13 protein-coding genes are annotated in these 13,368 nt (G+C 71.9%); 5 read left to right on the forward strand and 8 right to left on the reverse strand.

The features are described 5' to 3' along the window. Nucleotides 1–33 precede the first annotated feature (33 nt). On the forward strand, nt 34–1,674 hold the full coding sequence (locus tag AB0M27_RS07830; protein WP_365719065.1) for an ABC-F family ATP-binding cassette domain-containing protein: 1,641 nt from the start codon (nt 34–36) through the stop codon (nt 1,672–1,674). An 11-nt stretch (nt 1,675–1,685) separates the two neighbouring features. Here AB0M27_RS07830 and AB0M27_RS07835 read toward each other — a convergent pair whose 3' ends face one another. The 4 genes from AB0M27_RS07835 to AB0M27_RS07850 form a co-directional block, all read right to left on the reverse strand. Then, nucleotides 1,686–2,474: a calcium-binding protein gene (locus AB0M27_RS07835; protein WP_365719067.1), complete on the reverse strand. Its 789-nt coding sequence runs from the start codon at nt 2,472–2,474 to the stop codon at nt 1,686–1,688. 97 nt (nt 2,475–2,571) lie between these two features. Then, the gene (locus AB0M27_RS07840) at nt 2,572–3,147 is read right to left on the reverse strand and encodes a DinB family protein (protein WP_365719069.1); all 576 of its coding nucleotides are present in this window, start codon (nt 3,145–3,147) and stop codon (nt 2,572–2,574) included. A 90-nt stretch (nt 3,148–3,237) separates the two neighbouring features. Beyond that, nucleotides 3,238–5,625, reverse strand: a complete 2,388-nt coding sequence (locus AB0M27_RS07845) for a Tex family protein (RefSeq protein WP_365719071.1) — start codon at nt 5,623–5,625, stop codon at nt 3,238–3,240. Nucleotides 5,626–5,736: 111 nt separating this feature from the next. Next, the gene (locus AB0M27_RS07850) at nt 5,737–5,868 is read right to left on the reverse strand and encodes an LPFR motif small protein (RefSeq protein WP_365719073.1); all 132 of its coding nucleotides are present in this window, start codon (nt 5,866–5,868) and stop codon (nt 5,737–5,739) included. Nucleotides 5,869–6,038: 170 nt separating this feature from the next. On the opposite strand from AB0M27_RS07850, the gene AB0M27_RS07855 reads away from it, so the two are divergent. Beyond that, nucleotides 6,039–6,998, forward strand: a complete 960-nt coding sequence (locus tag AB0M27_RS07855; protein ID WP_365719075.1) for a GlxA family transcriptional regulator — start codon at nt 6,039–6,041, stop codon at nt 6,996–6,998. A gap of 352 nt (nt 6,999–7,350) precedes the next feature. Further along, nucleotides 7,351–7,986 (forward strand): DJ-1/PfpI family protein, encoded by a 636-nt coding sequence (locus tag AB0M27_RS07860; protein WP_365719214.1) that lies wholly within the window; start codon nt 7,351–7,353, stop codon nt 7,984–7,986. Here the strand turns inward: AB0M27_RS07860 and AB0M27_RS07865 are convergent. Next, complete coding sequence (locus AB0M27_RS07865; RefSeq protein WP_365719077.1) at nt 7,973–8,728, reverse strand: enoyl-CoA hydratase/isomerase family protein; 756 nt, start codon at nt 8,726–8,728, stop codon at nt 7,973–7,975. The genes AB0M27_RS07860 and AB0M27_RS07865 overlap by 14 nt on opposite strands. A 129-nt stretch (nt 8,729–8,857) precedes the next feature. Between AB0M27_RS07865 and AB0M27_RS07870 the strand changes: the two genes are divergently transcribed. Then, entirely contained in the window at nt 8,858–9,457 is a 600-nt protein-coding gene (locus tag AB0M27_RS07870) for a DUF308 domain-containing protein (RefSeq protein ID WP_365719079.1), read from the forward strand. A gap of 175 nt (nt 9,458–9,632) precedes the next feature. Further along, entirely contained in the window at nt 9,633–10,127 is a 495-nt protein-coding gene (locus AB0M27_RS07875; protein ID WP_365719216.1) for an ATP-binding protein, read from the forward strand. A 247-nt stretch (nt 10,128–10,374) separates the two neighbouring features. Here the strand turns inward: AB0M27_RS07875 and idi are convergent, their stop codons facing one another. From idi to galE, 3 genes are all read right to left on the reverse strand, one after another. After that, nucleotides 10,375–10,968 (reverse strand): isopentenyl-diphosphate Delta-isomerase, encoded by a 594-nt coding sequence (gene idi / locus AB0M27_RS07880; RefSeq protein ID WP_365719081.1) that lies wholly within the window; start codon nt 10,966–10,968, stop codon nt 10,375–10,377. A 198-nt stretch (nt 10,969–11,166) separates the two neighbouring features. After that, nucleotides 11,167–12,108 (reverse strand): cation diffusion facilitator family transporter, encoded by a 942-nt coding sequence (locus tag AB0M27_RS07885; RefSeq protein WP_365719083.1) that lies wholly within the window; start codon nt 12,106–12,108, stop codon nt 11,167–11,169. Nucleotides 12,109–12,265: 157 nt separating this feature from the next. Next, complete coding sequence (galE, locus tag AB0M27_RS07890; protein WP_365719085.1) at nt 12,266–13,237, reverse strand: UDP-glucose 4-epimerase GalE; 972 nt, start codon at nt 13,235–13,237, stop codon at nt 12,266–12,268. Between the last annotated feature and the right edge of the window lie 131 nt (nt 13,238–13,368).

The following is a 13,368-nucleotide window of genomic DNA, read 5'->3' on the forward strand; positions in this document are numbered from 1 at the left end:
GCGGGTGCCGGGCCCATTAGGATCGGCTTCCTGATGACTGCCACCCTCGTCGCCAAGAACCTCGCCGCCGGGCACGGCGACCGTTCCCTCTTCTCCGGGCTGGACCTCGTCGTCGCGCCCGGCGACGTGATCGGTCTGGTCGGTGCCAACGGCGCGGGCAAGTCCACTCTGCTGAGGCTGCTCGCCGGACTCACCCCGCCCGAACGGGGCGAGCTGCGGCTGTCCCCGCCGACCGCGACCGTCGGTCATCTGCCGCAGGAGCCGGAGCGCAGGCCGGGCGAGACCGTCCGTGAGTTCCTGGCCCGTCGTACGGGTGTCGCCGAGGCCCAGCGCGTCATGGACGAGGCCACTCAGGCACTCGTGGACGGGTCACCCGGCGCCGACGACGCCTATGCGACCGCGCTGGAGCGCTGGCTCGGCCTCGGCGGCGCCGATCTGGAGGAGCGCGCGGAGGAAATCGCCGACTCGCTCGGTCTCGCCGTGGACCTGGACCAGCCGATGACCGCGCTGTCCGGCGGCCAGGCGGCCCGCGCCGGGCTCGCCTCGCTGCTGCTGTCCCGCTACGACGTCTTCCTCCTGGACGAGCCCACCAACGACCTCGACCTCGACGGCCTGGAGCGCCTGGAACGCTTCGTCGCCGGCCTGCGCGCCGGCACGGTCGTCGTCAGCCACGACCGCGAGTTCCTCACCCGCACGGTCACCAAGGTCCTGGAACTCGACCTGGCGCAGCGGCAGATCAACCTCTACGGCGGCGGCTACGCGGGCTATCTGGAGGAGCGCGAGGTGGCCCGGCTGCACGCGCGCGAGGACTACGAGGAGTACGCCGACAAGAAGGCCGCCCTCCAGGACCGCGCGCAGATGCAGCGGGCCTGGATGGACAAGGGCGTGAAGAACGCCCGGCGCAAGGCCGGCAACGACAACGACAAGATCGGCCGCAAGTTCCGCAGCGAGGCCAGCGAGAAGCAGGCGGCCAAGGCGCGGCAGACCCAGCGTATGATCGAGCGCCTGGAGGTGGTGGAGGAGCCGCGCAAGGAGTGGGAACTGCGCATGGAGATCGCGTCCGCCCCGCGCTCCGGTGCCGTCGTGTCGACCTTGCGGGACGCGGAGGTCCGGCGCGGCGACTTCACCTTCGGACCGGTGTCCCTGCAGATCGACTGGGCGGACCGGGTCGCGGTCACCGGCGCCAACGGCGCCGGCAAGTCCACCCTGCTCGGCGCGCTGCTCGGCCGTGTCCCGCTCGACTCGGGGCACGCGGCGCTCGGCTCGGGCGTCCTGGTCGGCGAGGTCGACCAGGCCCGCAAGCTCTTCCACGGCCCCGAGTCCCTGCTGGACGCGTTCCGCGCGGCCGTCCCCGACACCGAGCCGGTCGAGGTCCGCACCCTGCTCGCCAAGTTCGGCCTGAAGTCCGACCACGTCCTGCGCCCGGCCGCGACCCTCTCCCCGGGCGAACGCACGCGCGCCGCACTGGCGTTGCTCCAGGGCCGGGGAGTGAACCTCCTCGTCCTGGACGAGCCGACGAACCATCTCGACCTGCCCGCCATCGAACAGCTGGAGTCCGCGCTCGACTCCTACGAGGGCACCCTGCTCCTGGTCACCCACGACCGTCGCATGCTGGACGCGGTCCGGGTGACCCGCCGCCTGGAGGTGGCGGCGGGGAAGGTGACGGAGCGTTAGGGCCCGCCGGGTCAGCCCGTGGTGACGTCCACGTAGTCGCCGGAGGCCTTGGCCGGCCCGGTCGTGCCGGTCCCGGCGAAGCTCCAGCGCCAGTAGCCGTCCGCGGTGGCCGTCGCCGTGGTCTTGAGGAGGCCGTCGGTGCCGCTGGTCACCGTCTTCACGGTGGTGTACGTCGTGGCGCCGGCCTTGCGGAACTGCAGCTTCACCGACTGGCCCGCGTACCCGCTGTAGGTGCCGCCCTTGCCCCAGTTGGCGCGGGTCAGCGCGCCCTTGACGGTGATCGTGGCACCCGCGGCCACCGGCTCGGGGGAGGCGTCGACGGTCAGCCTGGCGGCACGCTTCATCAGGAAGGTGCCCGCGTTCTCCGTGTTGACGTAGTCGAAGTCGTTGGCGTCCACGGACGTCCAGATGTGCCAGGTACCGGCGTTGGCGTTGATGAGCATCGCGTTCGGGTCGATGGTGATGCTGGCGGTGCAGGTGGACGTGGTGCTGCTTCCGGCGACCGGGGTGCAGGTCAGCGGAGTGTCGGAACCGGGGCCGGCGGAGCCGTCGGGATTGTCGAACGAGCCGTGGTAGAGGAAGCCGTAGGCGTCCTTGATCCCGGAGTCGTCGCTCGCGCTGATGCTGAGCGTGACCGTCTTCTTCGTCATCGCGCCCAGCACGACCGGCTCGCCGCCGTTGACGACGGCCAGGAGGACCTGGGTGTCTCCGTCGCCGGAGTCGGCCCGGGCGGCCGTCACGGTGAGGGCCGACAGTGCCAGCGCGCCCGACAGGGCCGCGACGGCGGAACGTCTGAACATGTGTCCCCATAAGGATGAGTTTTCGCCCGGAAACAGGGCAGAAGTCGAAACCGATCGAATAGTAGTGATCCGACCGTTCTCTCAACAGACTTTTCCGTCAAGCCTTTTCGGCCGCCCGCTGCACCCGCTCCCGGTGCGCCGCCCAAGCGGCTCGGTCCCCGGGCGCCATGTTGGCGCCGTCCGGCCGCTGCCCCGTCGCCCCGTCGATCAACTCCCGGACGATGTCGGCGTGTCCGGCGTGCCGCTGGGTCTCGGCGATCATGTGGGTGAGGCTGTGGTGCAGCGTCACCTCCCTGCCCTTGTCCCCGGGTATGCGGCCGACCGCGTCCAGGGGCAGTGAGGCGATGGTCTCGTCGGAGTGCGCCCAGGCCGCGCGGTACCGGCCGACGATGTCCTGGCGGCTCTCGTCCGCCCGGGCCCACAGGTCGGCGTTGGGTTCCGCGTCTCCGGTGCACCACACGGGCGTTGCGTCGAAGGGCCGGCCGTAGGTCGCGCCGAAGTACAGGGCTTCGGCGCCGGTGAGGTGCTTGACCAGCCCCAGCAGATTGGTCCCCGTCGGGGTCAGGGGGCGCCGGACGTCGTACTCGGACAGGCCCTCCAGCTTCCACAGGAGGACGTCGCGGGCGTCCTGGAGATACACCTGGAGGTCGTGTTTGGGGTCCGTGACGGTCATGGCGTGAGTCTGGCAACCAGGTGATCTCCGGGCACCCGGTTTTGCAGGCCCGGGCCGGGCGATCGACTCGCCCGGCCCGGACCCCACTCGTCAGCGCTTCTTCGGATCCAGCAGACCGGCCCGCCGCAACGCGTCGGCCATGGCGCTGTTGGCCGGCGGCGGCGGCGCCTGGCGCCCGCCCCGTTCGCCACCGCGGCCCTGACGCTGGCCCTGTCGCTGCTGGGGCGGCCGGGCGCCGCCACCGCGCTGCTGCCGGCCGCCGCCCTGCCCCTGCGGTGCGGCCTCGTCGTCCAGGCGCAGGGTAAGCGCGATCCGCTTGCGCGGGATGTCTACGTCGAGGACCTTCACCTTGACGATGTCGCCGGGCTTGGCGACATCGCGCGGGTCCTTGACGAACGTCTTGGACATCGCCGAGACGTGCACCAGGCCGTCCTGGTGGACGCCGACGTCCACGAACGCGCCGAACGCGGCCACGTTCGTCACCACGCCCTCCAGGATCATCCCGGGGGACAGGTCGGAGATCTTCTCCACGCCCTCCTTGAAGGTGGCCGTCTTGAACGCGGGACGCGGGTCGCGGCCCGGCTTCTCCAGCTCCTTCAGGATGTCCGTCACGGTCGGCAGACCGAACGTGTCGTCCACGAAGTCGGCGGGCCGCATCGAGCGCAGCACGCCGGTGTTGCCGATGAGGGAGGCGACCTCCTGGCCGGTGGTCTTCACCATGCGGCGGACCACCGGGTAGGCCTCCGGGTGCACGCTGGAGGCGTCCAGTGGGTCGTCGCCGCCGCGGATGCGCAGGAAGCCCGCGCACTGTTCGTACGCCTTCGGGCCGAGCCGCGCCACCTTCTTCAGCTCGGACCGGGACTGGAACGGGCCGTTGGCATCCCGGTGCGCCACGATGTTCTCGGCGAGACCGGAGGAGATGCCCGACACCCGCGACAGGAGCGGCACGGACGCGGTGTTGACGTCCACACCGACGCCGTTCACACAGTCCTCCACGACCGCGTCCAGCGAGCGGGACAGCTTCACCTCGGACAGGTCGTGCTGGTACTGGCCGACGCCGATGGACTTCGGGTCGATCTTCACCAGCTCGGCCAGCGGGTCCTGCAGCCGACGGGCGATGGAGACCGCGCCGCGCAGCGACACGTCCATGTCCGGCAGCTCCTGCGAGGCGTACTGCGACGCCGAGTACACCGACGCGCCCGCCTCGGACACCATCACCTTGGTGAGCTTCAACTCCGGGTGCTTGGTGATCAGGTCACCGGCGAGCTTGTCGGTCTCGCGGGAGGCCGTGCCGTTGCCGATCGCGATCAGCTCGACCGCGTGCTCCTTCGCGAGCCGGGCCAGCTTGGCGAGGGCCTCGTCCCACTTGTTGGCCGGGACGTGCGGGTAGATCACGTCCGTGGCGACGACCTTGCCGGTCGCGTCGACCACGGCGACCTTCACACCCGTACGGAAACCGGGGTCCAGGCCCAGTGTCGCGCGCGTGCCGGCCGGGGCGGCCAGCAGCAGGTCGCGCAGGTTCGCCGCGAACACGTTCACCGCCTCGTCCTCGGCGGCCGTCCGCAGCCTGAGGCGCAGGTCGATGCCGAGGTGGACGAGGATGCGGGTGCGCCAGGCCCAGCGGACCGTGTCCGCCAGCCACTTGTCGGCGGGCCGGCCCCGGTCGGCGACCCCGAACCGGTTCGCGACGATGCCCTCGTACGACGAGGGAGCCGATGAGGACCCAGTCGGCTCCTCCGGCTCCAGGACGAGGTCCAGGACTTCCTCCTTCTCGCCGCGCAGCATCGCCAGGATGCGGTGCGAGGGCAGCTCGGTGAACGGCTCGGCGAAGTCGAAGTAGTCGGCGAACTTCGCGCCCGCCTCCTCCTTGCCCTCCCGCACCTTCGCGGCCAGCCGTCCGCGCACCCACATGCGCTCGCGCAGCTCGCCGATCAGGTCGGCGTCCTCCGAGAACCGCTCGGTGAGGATCGCCCGCGCGCCCTCCAGCGCGGCCTGCGGGTCGGCGACGCCCTTGTCGGCGTCCACGAACGCGGCGGCCGCCGCCAGCGGCTCCACCGTCGGGTCGCCCAGCAGGCCCTCCGCCAGCGGCTCCAGACCCGCCTCGCGCGCGATCTGCGCCTTGGTGCGCCGCTTGGGCTTGTACGGGAGGTAGATGTCCTCCAGCCGCGCCTTGGTCTCGGCGCCGCGGATGCGGGCCTCCAGCTCCTCGGTCAGCTTGCCCTGTTCGCGCACCGACTCCAGGATCGCGGTCCGCCGCTCCTCCAGCTCCCGCAGGTAGCGCAGCCGCTCCTCGAGCGTGCGCAGCTGCGCGTCGTCGAGCATCTCGGTCGCTTCCTTGCGGTAGCGGGCGATGAAGGGCACCGTCGAACCGCCGTCGAGCAGTTCCACCGCGGCCTTCACCTGCCGCTCCCGTACGCCGAGTTCCTCGGCGATCCTGCCTTCGATGGATCCCGCTCCGATGGATCCGGGTGTCGTCACGATCCCGTACCGCCTTCTCCACTGAGGTTGCGCGGCAATTGTGGCAGGTGACACCGACAACCGGGGATCAGGGCGGCACCTCGGCGGGCCGCCGGGCCGCCGGGCCGTTTCTCAGGCCCGGCTCCCGCGCGCGGTGAACGAGGCCCCGCCGAACAGCCGGGCGAGCGCCCGGAACGGCAGCGTGACCACTGTGGCGACGGCCCCGCCGGTCTGGCGCAGTATGTCTGCGAGGGCACTGAACACGGAATATCCCCTTTCCGACCGGATCCGCTGTCCGTCCTGACCGGATCCGCTGTGCGTCACCGGGTACCTCGGACGCCGCCCGCCCATGCGCCGCGCCGCCGCCGCCCCTGGCAGAAAAGGTGGGAAACACGTCATTGCAGCCACGCCGCCGGGGGCGAAGAATCGAGGGCATGGCGCAGCGAACCGTCCTCTTCGTCCTCTTCGACGGCGTCCAGAGCCTCGACGTCACCGGGCCGCTCGAGGTGTTCGCGGGCGCCGAGAAGCACACGCCGGGCACCTACCGGGTCCGTACGGCCTCCCTGGACGGCGGCCCGGTACGCACCTCCAGCGGCCTGACTCTCGTACCCGACGAGGCGCTCACCACCGCCGCCGACCCGCACACCCTGCTGGTGCCCGGCGGCGAGGGCACGCGCCACCCCGACCCCCGGCTGATCGACTGGCTGCGCGCCCGCGGACCAGGCGTCCCGCGGCTCGTCTCGGTGTGCACGGGCGCCATCCCGGTCGCCGCCGCCGGTCTCCTCGACGGCCGCCGGGCGACGACCCACTGGGCCTACTGCGACAAACTCGCCCGCGATCACCCGGCCGTCGCCGTGGATCCGGAGCCGATCTACGTCCGGGACGGGCACGTCGCCACCTCGGCCGGGGTGACCTCCGGCATCGACCTGGCCCTGGCCCTGGTCGAGGAGGACCTGGACCGGGACGTGGCGCTCGCGGTCGCCCGGCACCTGGTGGTCTTCCTGCGCCGCCCCGGCAACCAGGCGCAGTTCAGTGCCCAGCTCGCCGCGCAGACCGCGCAGCGCGCACCGCTGCGGGAGGTCCAGCGCTGGGTCACCGAGCATCCGGCGGGCGACCTGACGGTCGACGCGCTCGCCGCCCGGGCCCGCCTTTCACCGCGCCACTTCGCGCGCGCGTTCCGCGAGGAGACCGGCATGACACCCGGCCGCTACGTCGACCGGGTCCGCCTGGAACACGCCCGCCGCCTGCTGGAGGACACCGCCGACAACATCGAGGAGGTCGCCCGCGCCAGCGGCTACGGCACCCCCGAGGCCATGCGCCGCGCCTTCGTCAAGACCCTCGGTACGGCCCCGGCCGAGTACCGCCGCCGCTTCCGCCCGGCCATGGCCCCCTGAGCCCTGGCCCACGGGTGGTCCGGCCTGCCTGCGTCCACTGAGCCCCACCACTGCTGCTTCCGGCAGCCGTAAGTCCACCGAGCCCCGTCGTCGTCGCCTCCGGCAGCTGTCGTCCCCTGCGCCCCGCGACCGGCGGCTCGGCCCGCCGTCACCCACCGAGAGCCGTAACCGCCCACTCGAGGCCCGCAACTACGCGCTTACCGCCCACTGGAGCCCCAGACCCACCCACCTGCCCGGCTGCGCCCACTGACGCGTCCGCCTCGCCATCCCCCGCTGTCGTCCGTCGCCGGCCACCCGTGCTGCCCGCCATCACCCGCCCGCCCCAAGGGAAAACACCATGAAGGGACACCCCATGCAGGTCGCCATCGTCGTCTACGACCGGTTCACCGCGCTCGACGCCGTGGGCCCGTACGAGATCCTCTCCCGCCTCCCCGGTGCCCAGACCGTGTTCGTCGCCGAGCGCACCGGTCCCGTCCGTACCGATACCGGCTTTCTCGCCGTCACCGCCGACGAGGCTCTCGACGAGCTGCCCAGCCCCGACCTTCTCGTGGTCTCGGGAGGACCCGGCACCGTGGTCCAGCTGGAGAACCCGGCCCTGCTGAACTGGCTGCGCGCGGCCGACGCGACGAGCACCTGGACGACCTCGGTCTGTTCGGGCTCGCTGCTGCTCGCCGCCGCGGGGCTGCTGCGCGACCGCCGCGCGACCAGCCACTGGGCCGTCCTGGATCTGCTGAAGGAGTTCGGCGCCGAACCGACGGGCGGCCGGGTCGTCACCGACGGCAAGTACGTCACCGCGGCCGGGGTGTCCGCCGGTCTCGACATGGCCCTCACCCTGGTCGGCAGGATCGCCGGCGACGAACACGCCCAGGCCGTCCAGCTGTGGACCGAGTACGACCCCCAGCCCCCCTACGACGCGGGTGCGCCGCACAAAGCGCCCGCGCACCTCGTCGAGGAGCTCCGCACGGGCGGCCGGTTCAGTCTGACGTAGACCCGCTCCACGTGAACCGCGGCTGCCGGCGCTCCAGGAACGCGGCGACCCCTTCCACGGTGTCGGGGTTGCCACGGGCCTGTTCAGCCCAGTGGGCGTCCCGGTCGGTACGGCCGCCCGCGAACTCCTTCGCGGCGGCCTGGGTGAGCTGCGAGCGGGAGACCAGGACCCGGGCCAACTCCGCGACCCGCTTGCCCAGTTCGCCCTCCGGCAGCACCTCGTCCACCAGCCCGGTGCCGAGCGCCCGCCCCGCGTCGATCAACTCGGCCGTGAACAACAGGTACTTGGCGGTGGCCGGACCCACGAGCGACACCAGCCGGCGGGTCGAGGAGGCCGGATAGACGATGCCGAGCCGCGCCGGAGTCACCCCGAACAGCGCGCCCTCCTCCGCCAGGCGGAGATCGCAGGCCGCGGCGAGCTGTGCCCCGCCGCCCACGCAGTGCCCGCGCACGGCGGCCACGGTCGGCTTGGGGAACGCGGCGAGCGCCTCCTCGGCCGCCACCGCGAGCCGTTGCGCCTCTTCCGGGGAGCCCTGGAGCGTGCTGATGTCCGCGCCCGCGCAGAAGGTCCCGCCCTCGCCGGTGAGCACCAGCGCCCGTACGCCGGGGTCGCGCGCCAACTCGTCCAGGAGCGGCGGCAGGGTCCGCCACATCGCGGCGGTCATGGCGTTGCGCTTGGCCGGGTTGCGGATGACGACGGTGGCGACAGCGCCTTCGACGCGGTGCGACAGCTGGGGCTCCATGCGCGGATCGTATCGGGGGCTCCGGCTGGTACGGGGGGTGCGGGTCGGCAGATGCGGCGCGTTACGAAAGCCACTTAATGGGGACAAAAAGGGAGTGGGTGGCAGGGAGCGTGGACCGAGGAGGTGGCGATGGCCAGGGCCCGCACACGCAGAGACAGCGCGACGAAACTCCACCGCGGCTTCAGCTGGCTCACCGGCCTCGGCGTGCTCCTCGTGCTCGCCGGGATCGTCGGACTCATCTACACCGCGGCCGCCACGCTCACCTCGATGCTGCTGTTCGGCTGGCTGCTGCTGATCGGCGGGATCGTCGGTCTGCTGCACGCCATCCAGGCCCGAGGCACCAGCTTCTTCTGGCTCGGTGTCGTCGTCGCCGCTCTGAACATCGCGGCCGGCGTCGTCGTCATCCGCCTGCCGCACGCCGCGGCCGCCGCGCTCACCATGTTCGCCGCGCTGCTGTTCCTCTCCGCGGGCCTGTTCCGGCTGGTCGGTGGCCTGGTGGTGCGCGGACCGCAGCTGGGCTGGACGCTGCTGCTCGGCGCCTTCGACCTGCTGCTCGGGATCCTGGTCCTCGGCTCCTGGCCGAGCAGCAGTCAGTACGTCATCGGGGCCTTCTTCTCGCTCGCCCTGCTCTTCGACGGCCTCGGCCTCGTGGCCACCGGTTACAGCGGGCGCCGTGTCGTCGGGCTCGTCTCGGAGCAGGGACAGCCCAAACACGTACGACCCGACTAGTTAGCGAACCGGGCGTCCGGGCGACAGGAACAGTCCCACACCTGACCGTGTCATACGCACTCGGTCAGAAAGCGTTCGATACCCGCTGACTTGTGTTCAGTCCCGCGGACCGGAGCGGATCGTTACCAACACTCGACGTGTGGTGACAATCGAGCGCAAGGGTGGCGACCGGACGATGGACAACCACGGGCGCGGGGACGGGCCGCGCCCAGCGGGGGGCGCCGAGCGGCTGCCCGATCCACTGCCGTACGAAGGTGTCTGGCGGTTCACCGCCGCCGCGGTGGACGCCTCGGTCCCGCAGGCCCGGCATGCCGTGCGGGACCTGCTACTGCGCCAGGGCGTGCCGGTCTCCGACGAGCTGGTGTACGGCCTGCTGCTGATCGTCTCCGAGCTGGTCACCAACGCGGTCCGGCACGCGGCGCTGCTGTCGCCGATGCTGGCCGTGGAGGTCGCCGTCGGAGCCGAGTGGGTGCGGGTGTCCGTGGAGGACAACCACCCCTACCGTCCGACCGCCCTGGAGGCCGACCACGGCCAGACCGGCGGCCGGGGCCTGCTCCTGGTCCGCGAGGTGGCGCGGGAGGCGGGCGGGACGGTGGACGTGGAGCACACCGCGAGCGGCGGCAAGGTCATCTGGGCCGCCCTTCCGCTCAAGCCCGCGATGCTGCCGTAGATCCGCGCCGAGCCGCCATGTAACCGCAGGTCCGCGAACCTGCCGAACCGCGGGCCGGCGAGAGCGCCATGGCCCCGAGGCCGACGAGACTGCCGTAGCGCTGCGGGCCGGCGAGACCGCCGAACTGGCACGCCCGTGTGCGTGAGCCCGCAGGCCTGCGAGGCTGCCGTGGCCCCGGGGGTGCTGCACCGCAGGGCCCGCCGGCGCTGTGGTGGCGTCGCGGGCCCGCCGTGTTGCCGTGGGCGGCTCACCAGCCCGCGGACTGGCCCGTCAGCTCCCTGATCGCCGGGCGGGCGGCGTCCAGGACGGTCATGAACCAGGCCGAGAAGGGGTCGCGGGCGTGCCGCTCGGCCAGCTCGGCGGCCGTCACGAAGGCGGCCTGGGCGACTTCTTCCGCGTCCGGCGCGAGCGACGACTGCACCAGGCCGACGAACAGGTGGTTGTACTCCTGCTCGACCAGGCCCGAGGCCGGGTCCGGGTGGTTGTAGCGGACCGTGCCCGCCTCCGCCAGCAGCGACGGGGACACGCCAAGCTCCTCGAAGGTGCGCCGGGCCGCGGCGGCGAACGGCGCCTCGCCCGGGTACGGGTGACCGCAGCAGGTGTTGGACCACACACCGGGGGAGTGGTACTTGCCGAGCGCCCGCTGCTGCAGCAGCAGCCGGCCCTGCTCGTCGAAGAGGAACACCGAGAACGCGCGGTGCAGCTGTCCCGGCGGCTGGTGCGCGGCGAGCTTCTCCGCCGTGCCGATCGTCACACCCTTCTCGTCGACCAGTTCCAGCAAAATCGCCTCTGCGGGGCCATTCGACGAGCTGTGCGTCGCGGTGGCAGGTGTGATCGGCATACCCATCCTTCGCCTCGGTCTTCGCACCCCAAGTCTGCCGTACGAATCCGGCACTCCCGGCACTTCCCCGCACGTCCGCGCGCGGCGCGGGACCGGAAGGCGGACCCGGTAGATCATCTGCCCGATCAGGAGATCACGGAACCGTCCGAGGTGGGTGTCGAACGCCCGTGCGACTCGTCGTGGCGTCCTCGCGCCCCGTCAGTGGCACAGTCGCGCCTCGTGCTCCGCGTGCCCGCTCGGCTCCAGCTGGAAGGTGCAGTGCTCCACGTCGAAGTGGTCGCCGAGGCAGCCCTGCAGCTCGTGCAGCAGCTTCTCGTGGCCGATGGCGCTGAGCACGTCCGAGCGGACCACCACATGCGCCGACAGCACCGGCATCCCGGAGGTGATCGTCCAGGCGTGCAGGTCGTGTACGTCCTCCACGCCGTCCAGCGCCAGGATGTGCGTCCGCACCTCGGCCATGTCGACGCCCTTCGGGGCCGCCTCCAGCAGCACGTCCAGCGTCTCGCGCAGCAGCTTCAGCGTCCTCGGCACGATCATCACGCCGATGACCAGCGAGGCGACCGGGTCGGCCCCCTGCCAGCCGGTGGTCAGGATCACCGCCGCCGACACCAGCACCGCGAACGAGCCCAGCGCGTCCGCGGCGACCTCCAGGAAGGCGCCGCGCACGTTCAGGCTCTCCTTCTGCCCGCGCATCAGCAGGGTCAACGAGACCGAGTTCGCGACCAGGCCGATCAGACCGAACACGATCATCAGGCCGCCGCGGGTCTCCGCGGGCGTCACGAACCGCTGGACGGCCTCGTACACGACGTATCCGCCGACCCCGAGCAGCAGCACACAGTTGGCCAGGGCGGCGAGAATCTCGGCGCGGGCGAAACCGAAGGTGCGGTTGGTGCTCGGCGGGCGGTTGGCGAAGTGGATCGCGAGCAGGGCCATGCCGAGGCCCACCGCGTCGGTCGCCATGTGCGCCGAGTCCGCGATCAGCGCGAGTGAGTCCGCGACCAGACCGCCGACGATCTCCACCACCATGATCGTGAGCGTGATGCCCAGCGCGATCCGCAGCCGGCCCCGGTACGCTGCCGCGGCCGTACCCGTGGGCGGCGCATGGCTGTGCGCGTGCCCGTGGTCGTGCCCTGCCCCCATGACATCCGCCCTTCCGTATCCGTCCGGCTTGGCCCAGTGAACTACGGGCGGGGGGTATGGGGCAACGCGGCACTGAACACCGTTGTCATGTGCCCTGACCTGCGGAAACGTTCCGCAGGTCAGGATGGGTGCGGCTCCTGCTCGGTTCGTCCTCCGCTCAGCCGCCGTGGTGCAGCCGCCAGCCCTGCCAGGCCGAGGCGACCATCTCGTGGACCCCGCGCCGGGCCCGCCAGCCCAGCTGCTCGGCCGCCCGCTCGGCCGAGGCGACCGCGCGCGGCGCGTCCCCCGGCCGGCGCGCCTCCACCACCGGATCCCGGCGGTCACCGGTGACCTCGCCGATGACCGTGATCAGCTCGCGCACCGAGACACCCTCGCCCCGTCCGATGTTCAGCGTCAGATCACCGGACAGGCCCCCGTCGGTGAGCCGGCGGACCGCGGCGAGGTGGGCCTCGGCGAGGTCGGCCACATGGATGTAGTCGCGGATGCAGGTGCCGTCCGGTGTCGGATGGTCGTCACCGAAGATCCGCGGGGCCTCGTCGCGGGTGAGCCGGTCGAAGACCATCGGCACGACGTTGAACACGCCGGTGTCCGCGAGTTCCGGTGCCACCGCGCCCGCCACGTTGAAGTAGCGCAGGCACACCGTGGAGATTCCCTGCGCCTTTCCGGCCGCCCGCACCAGCCACTCACCGGCCAGCTTGGTCTCGCCGTACGGGTTCACCGGCGCGCACGGGGTGTCCTCGGTGATCAGGTCCACGTCCGGGTTGCCGTACACCGCCGCCGACGAGGAGAACACCAGGCGGTCGATCCCCGCCTCGGCGACCGCGTCCAGCAGGGTGGCGAGGCCGCCCACGTTCTCCTGGTAGTACCGGGTGGGCTGTGCCACCGACTCGGCGACCTGCTTGCGCGCCGCGAGGTGGACGACGCCCGTGACGTCGTACTCGGCGAAGACCCGCTTCAACCGGTCCCCGTCCAGCGTCGAGCCCTCGACCAGTGGGACGTCCGCGGGCAGCCGGGCGGGCACCGCCGCCGACAGGTCGTCCAGCGCCAGGACGCTCTCCCCGGCGCTTGCCATGGCCCGTGCCACATGCGCCCCGATGTATCCGGCTCCGCCGGTGATCAGCCACGTCATGGTCGTTCACCCTATGCCGCCGTCCCGACGCGCAGGGTGTCCCGGATGCCCGGGTCTGTGCCCACGGGTTTGTGGGCCGGGCCCCGGATCCCCGATGATGATCGCGGCAAAGGCCGGGGCAGCCCCCGTGG

It is taken from the genome of Streptomyces sp. NPDC052107 (genome assembly GCF_040680215.1).
Taxonomy (GTDB): Bacteria; Actinomycetota; Actinomycetes; order Streptomycetales; family Streptomycetaceae; genus Streptomyces.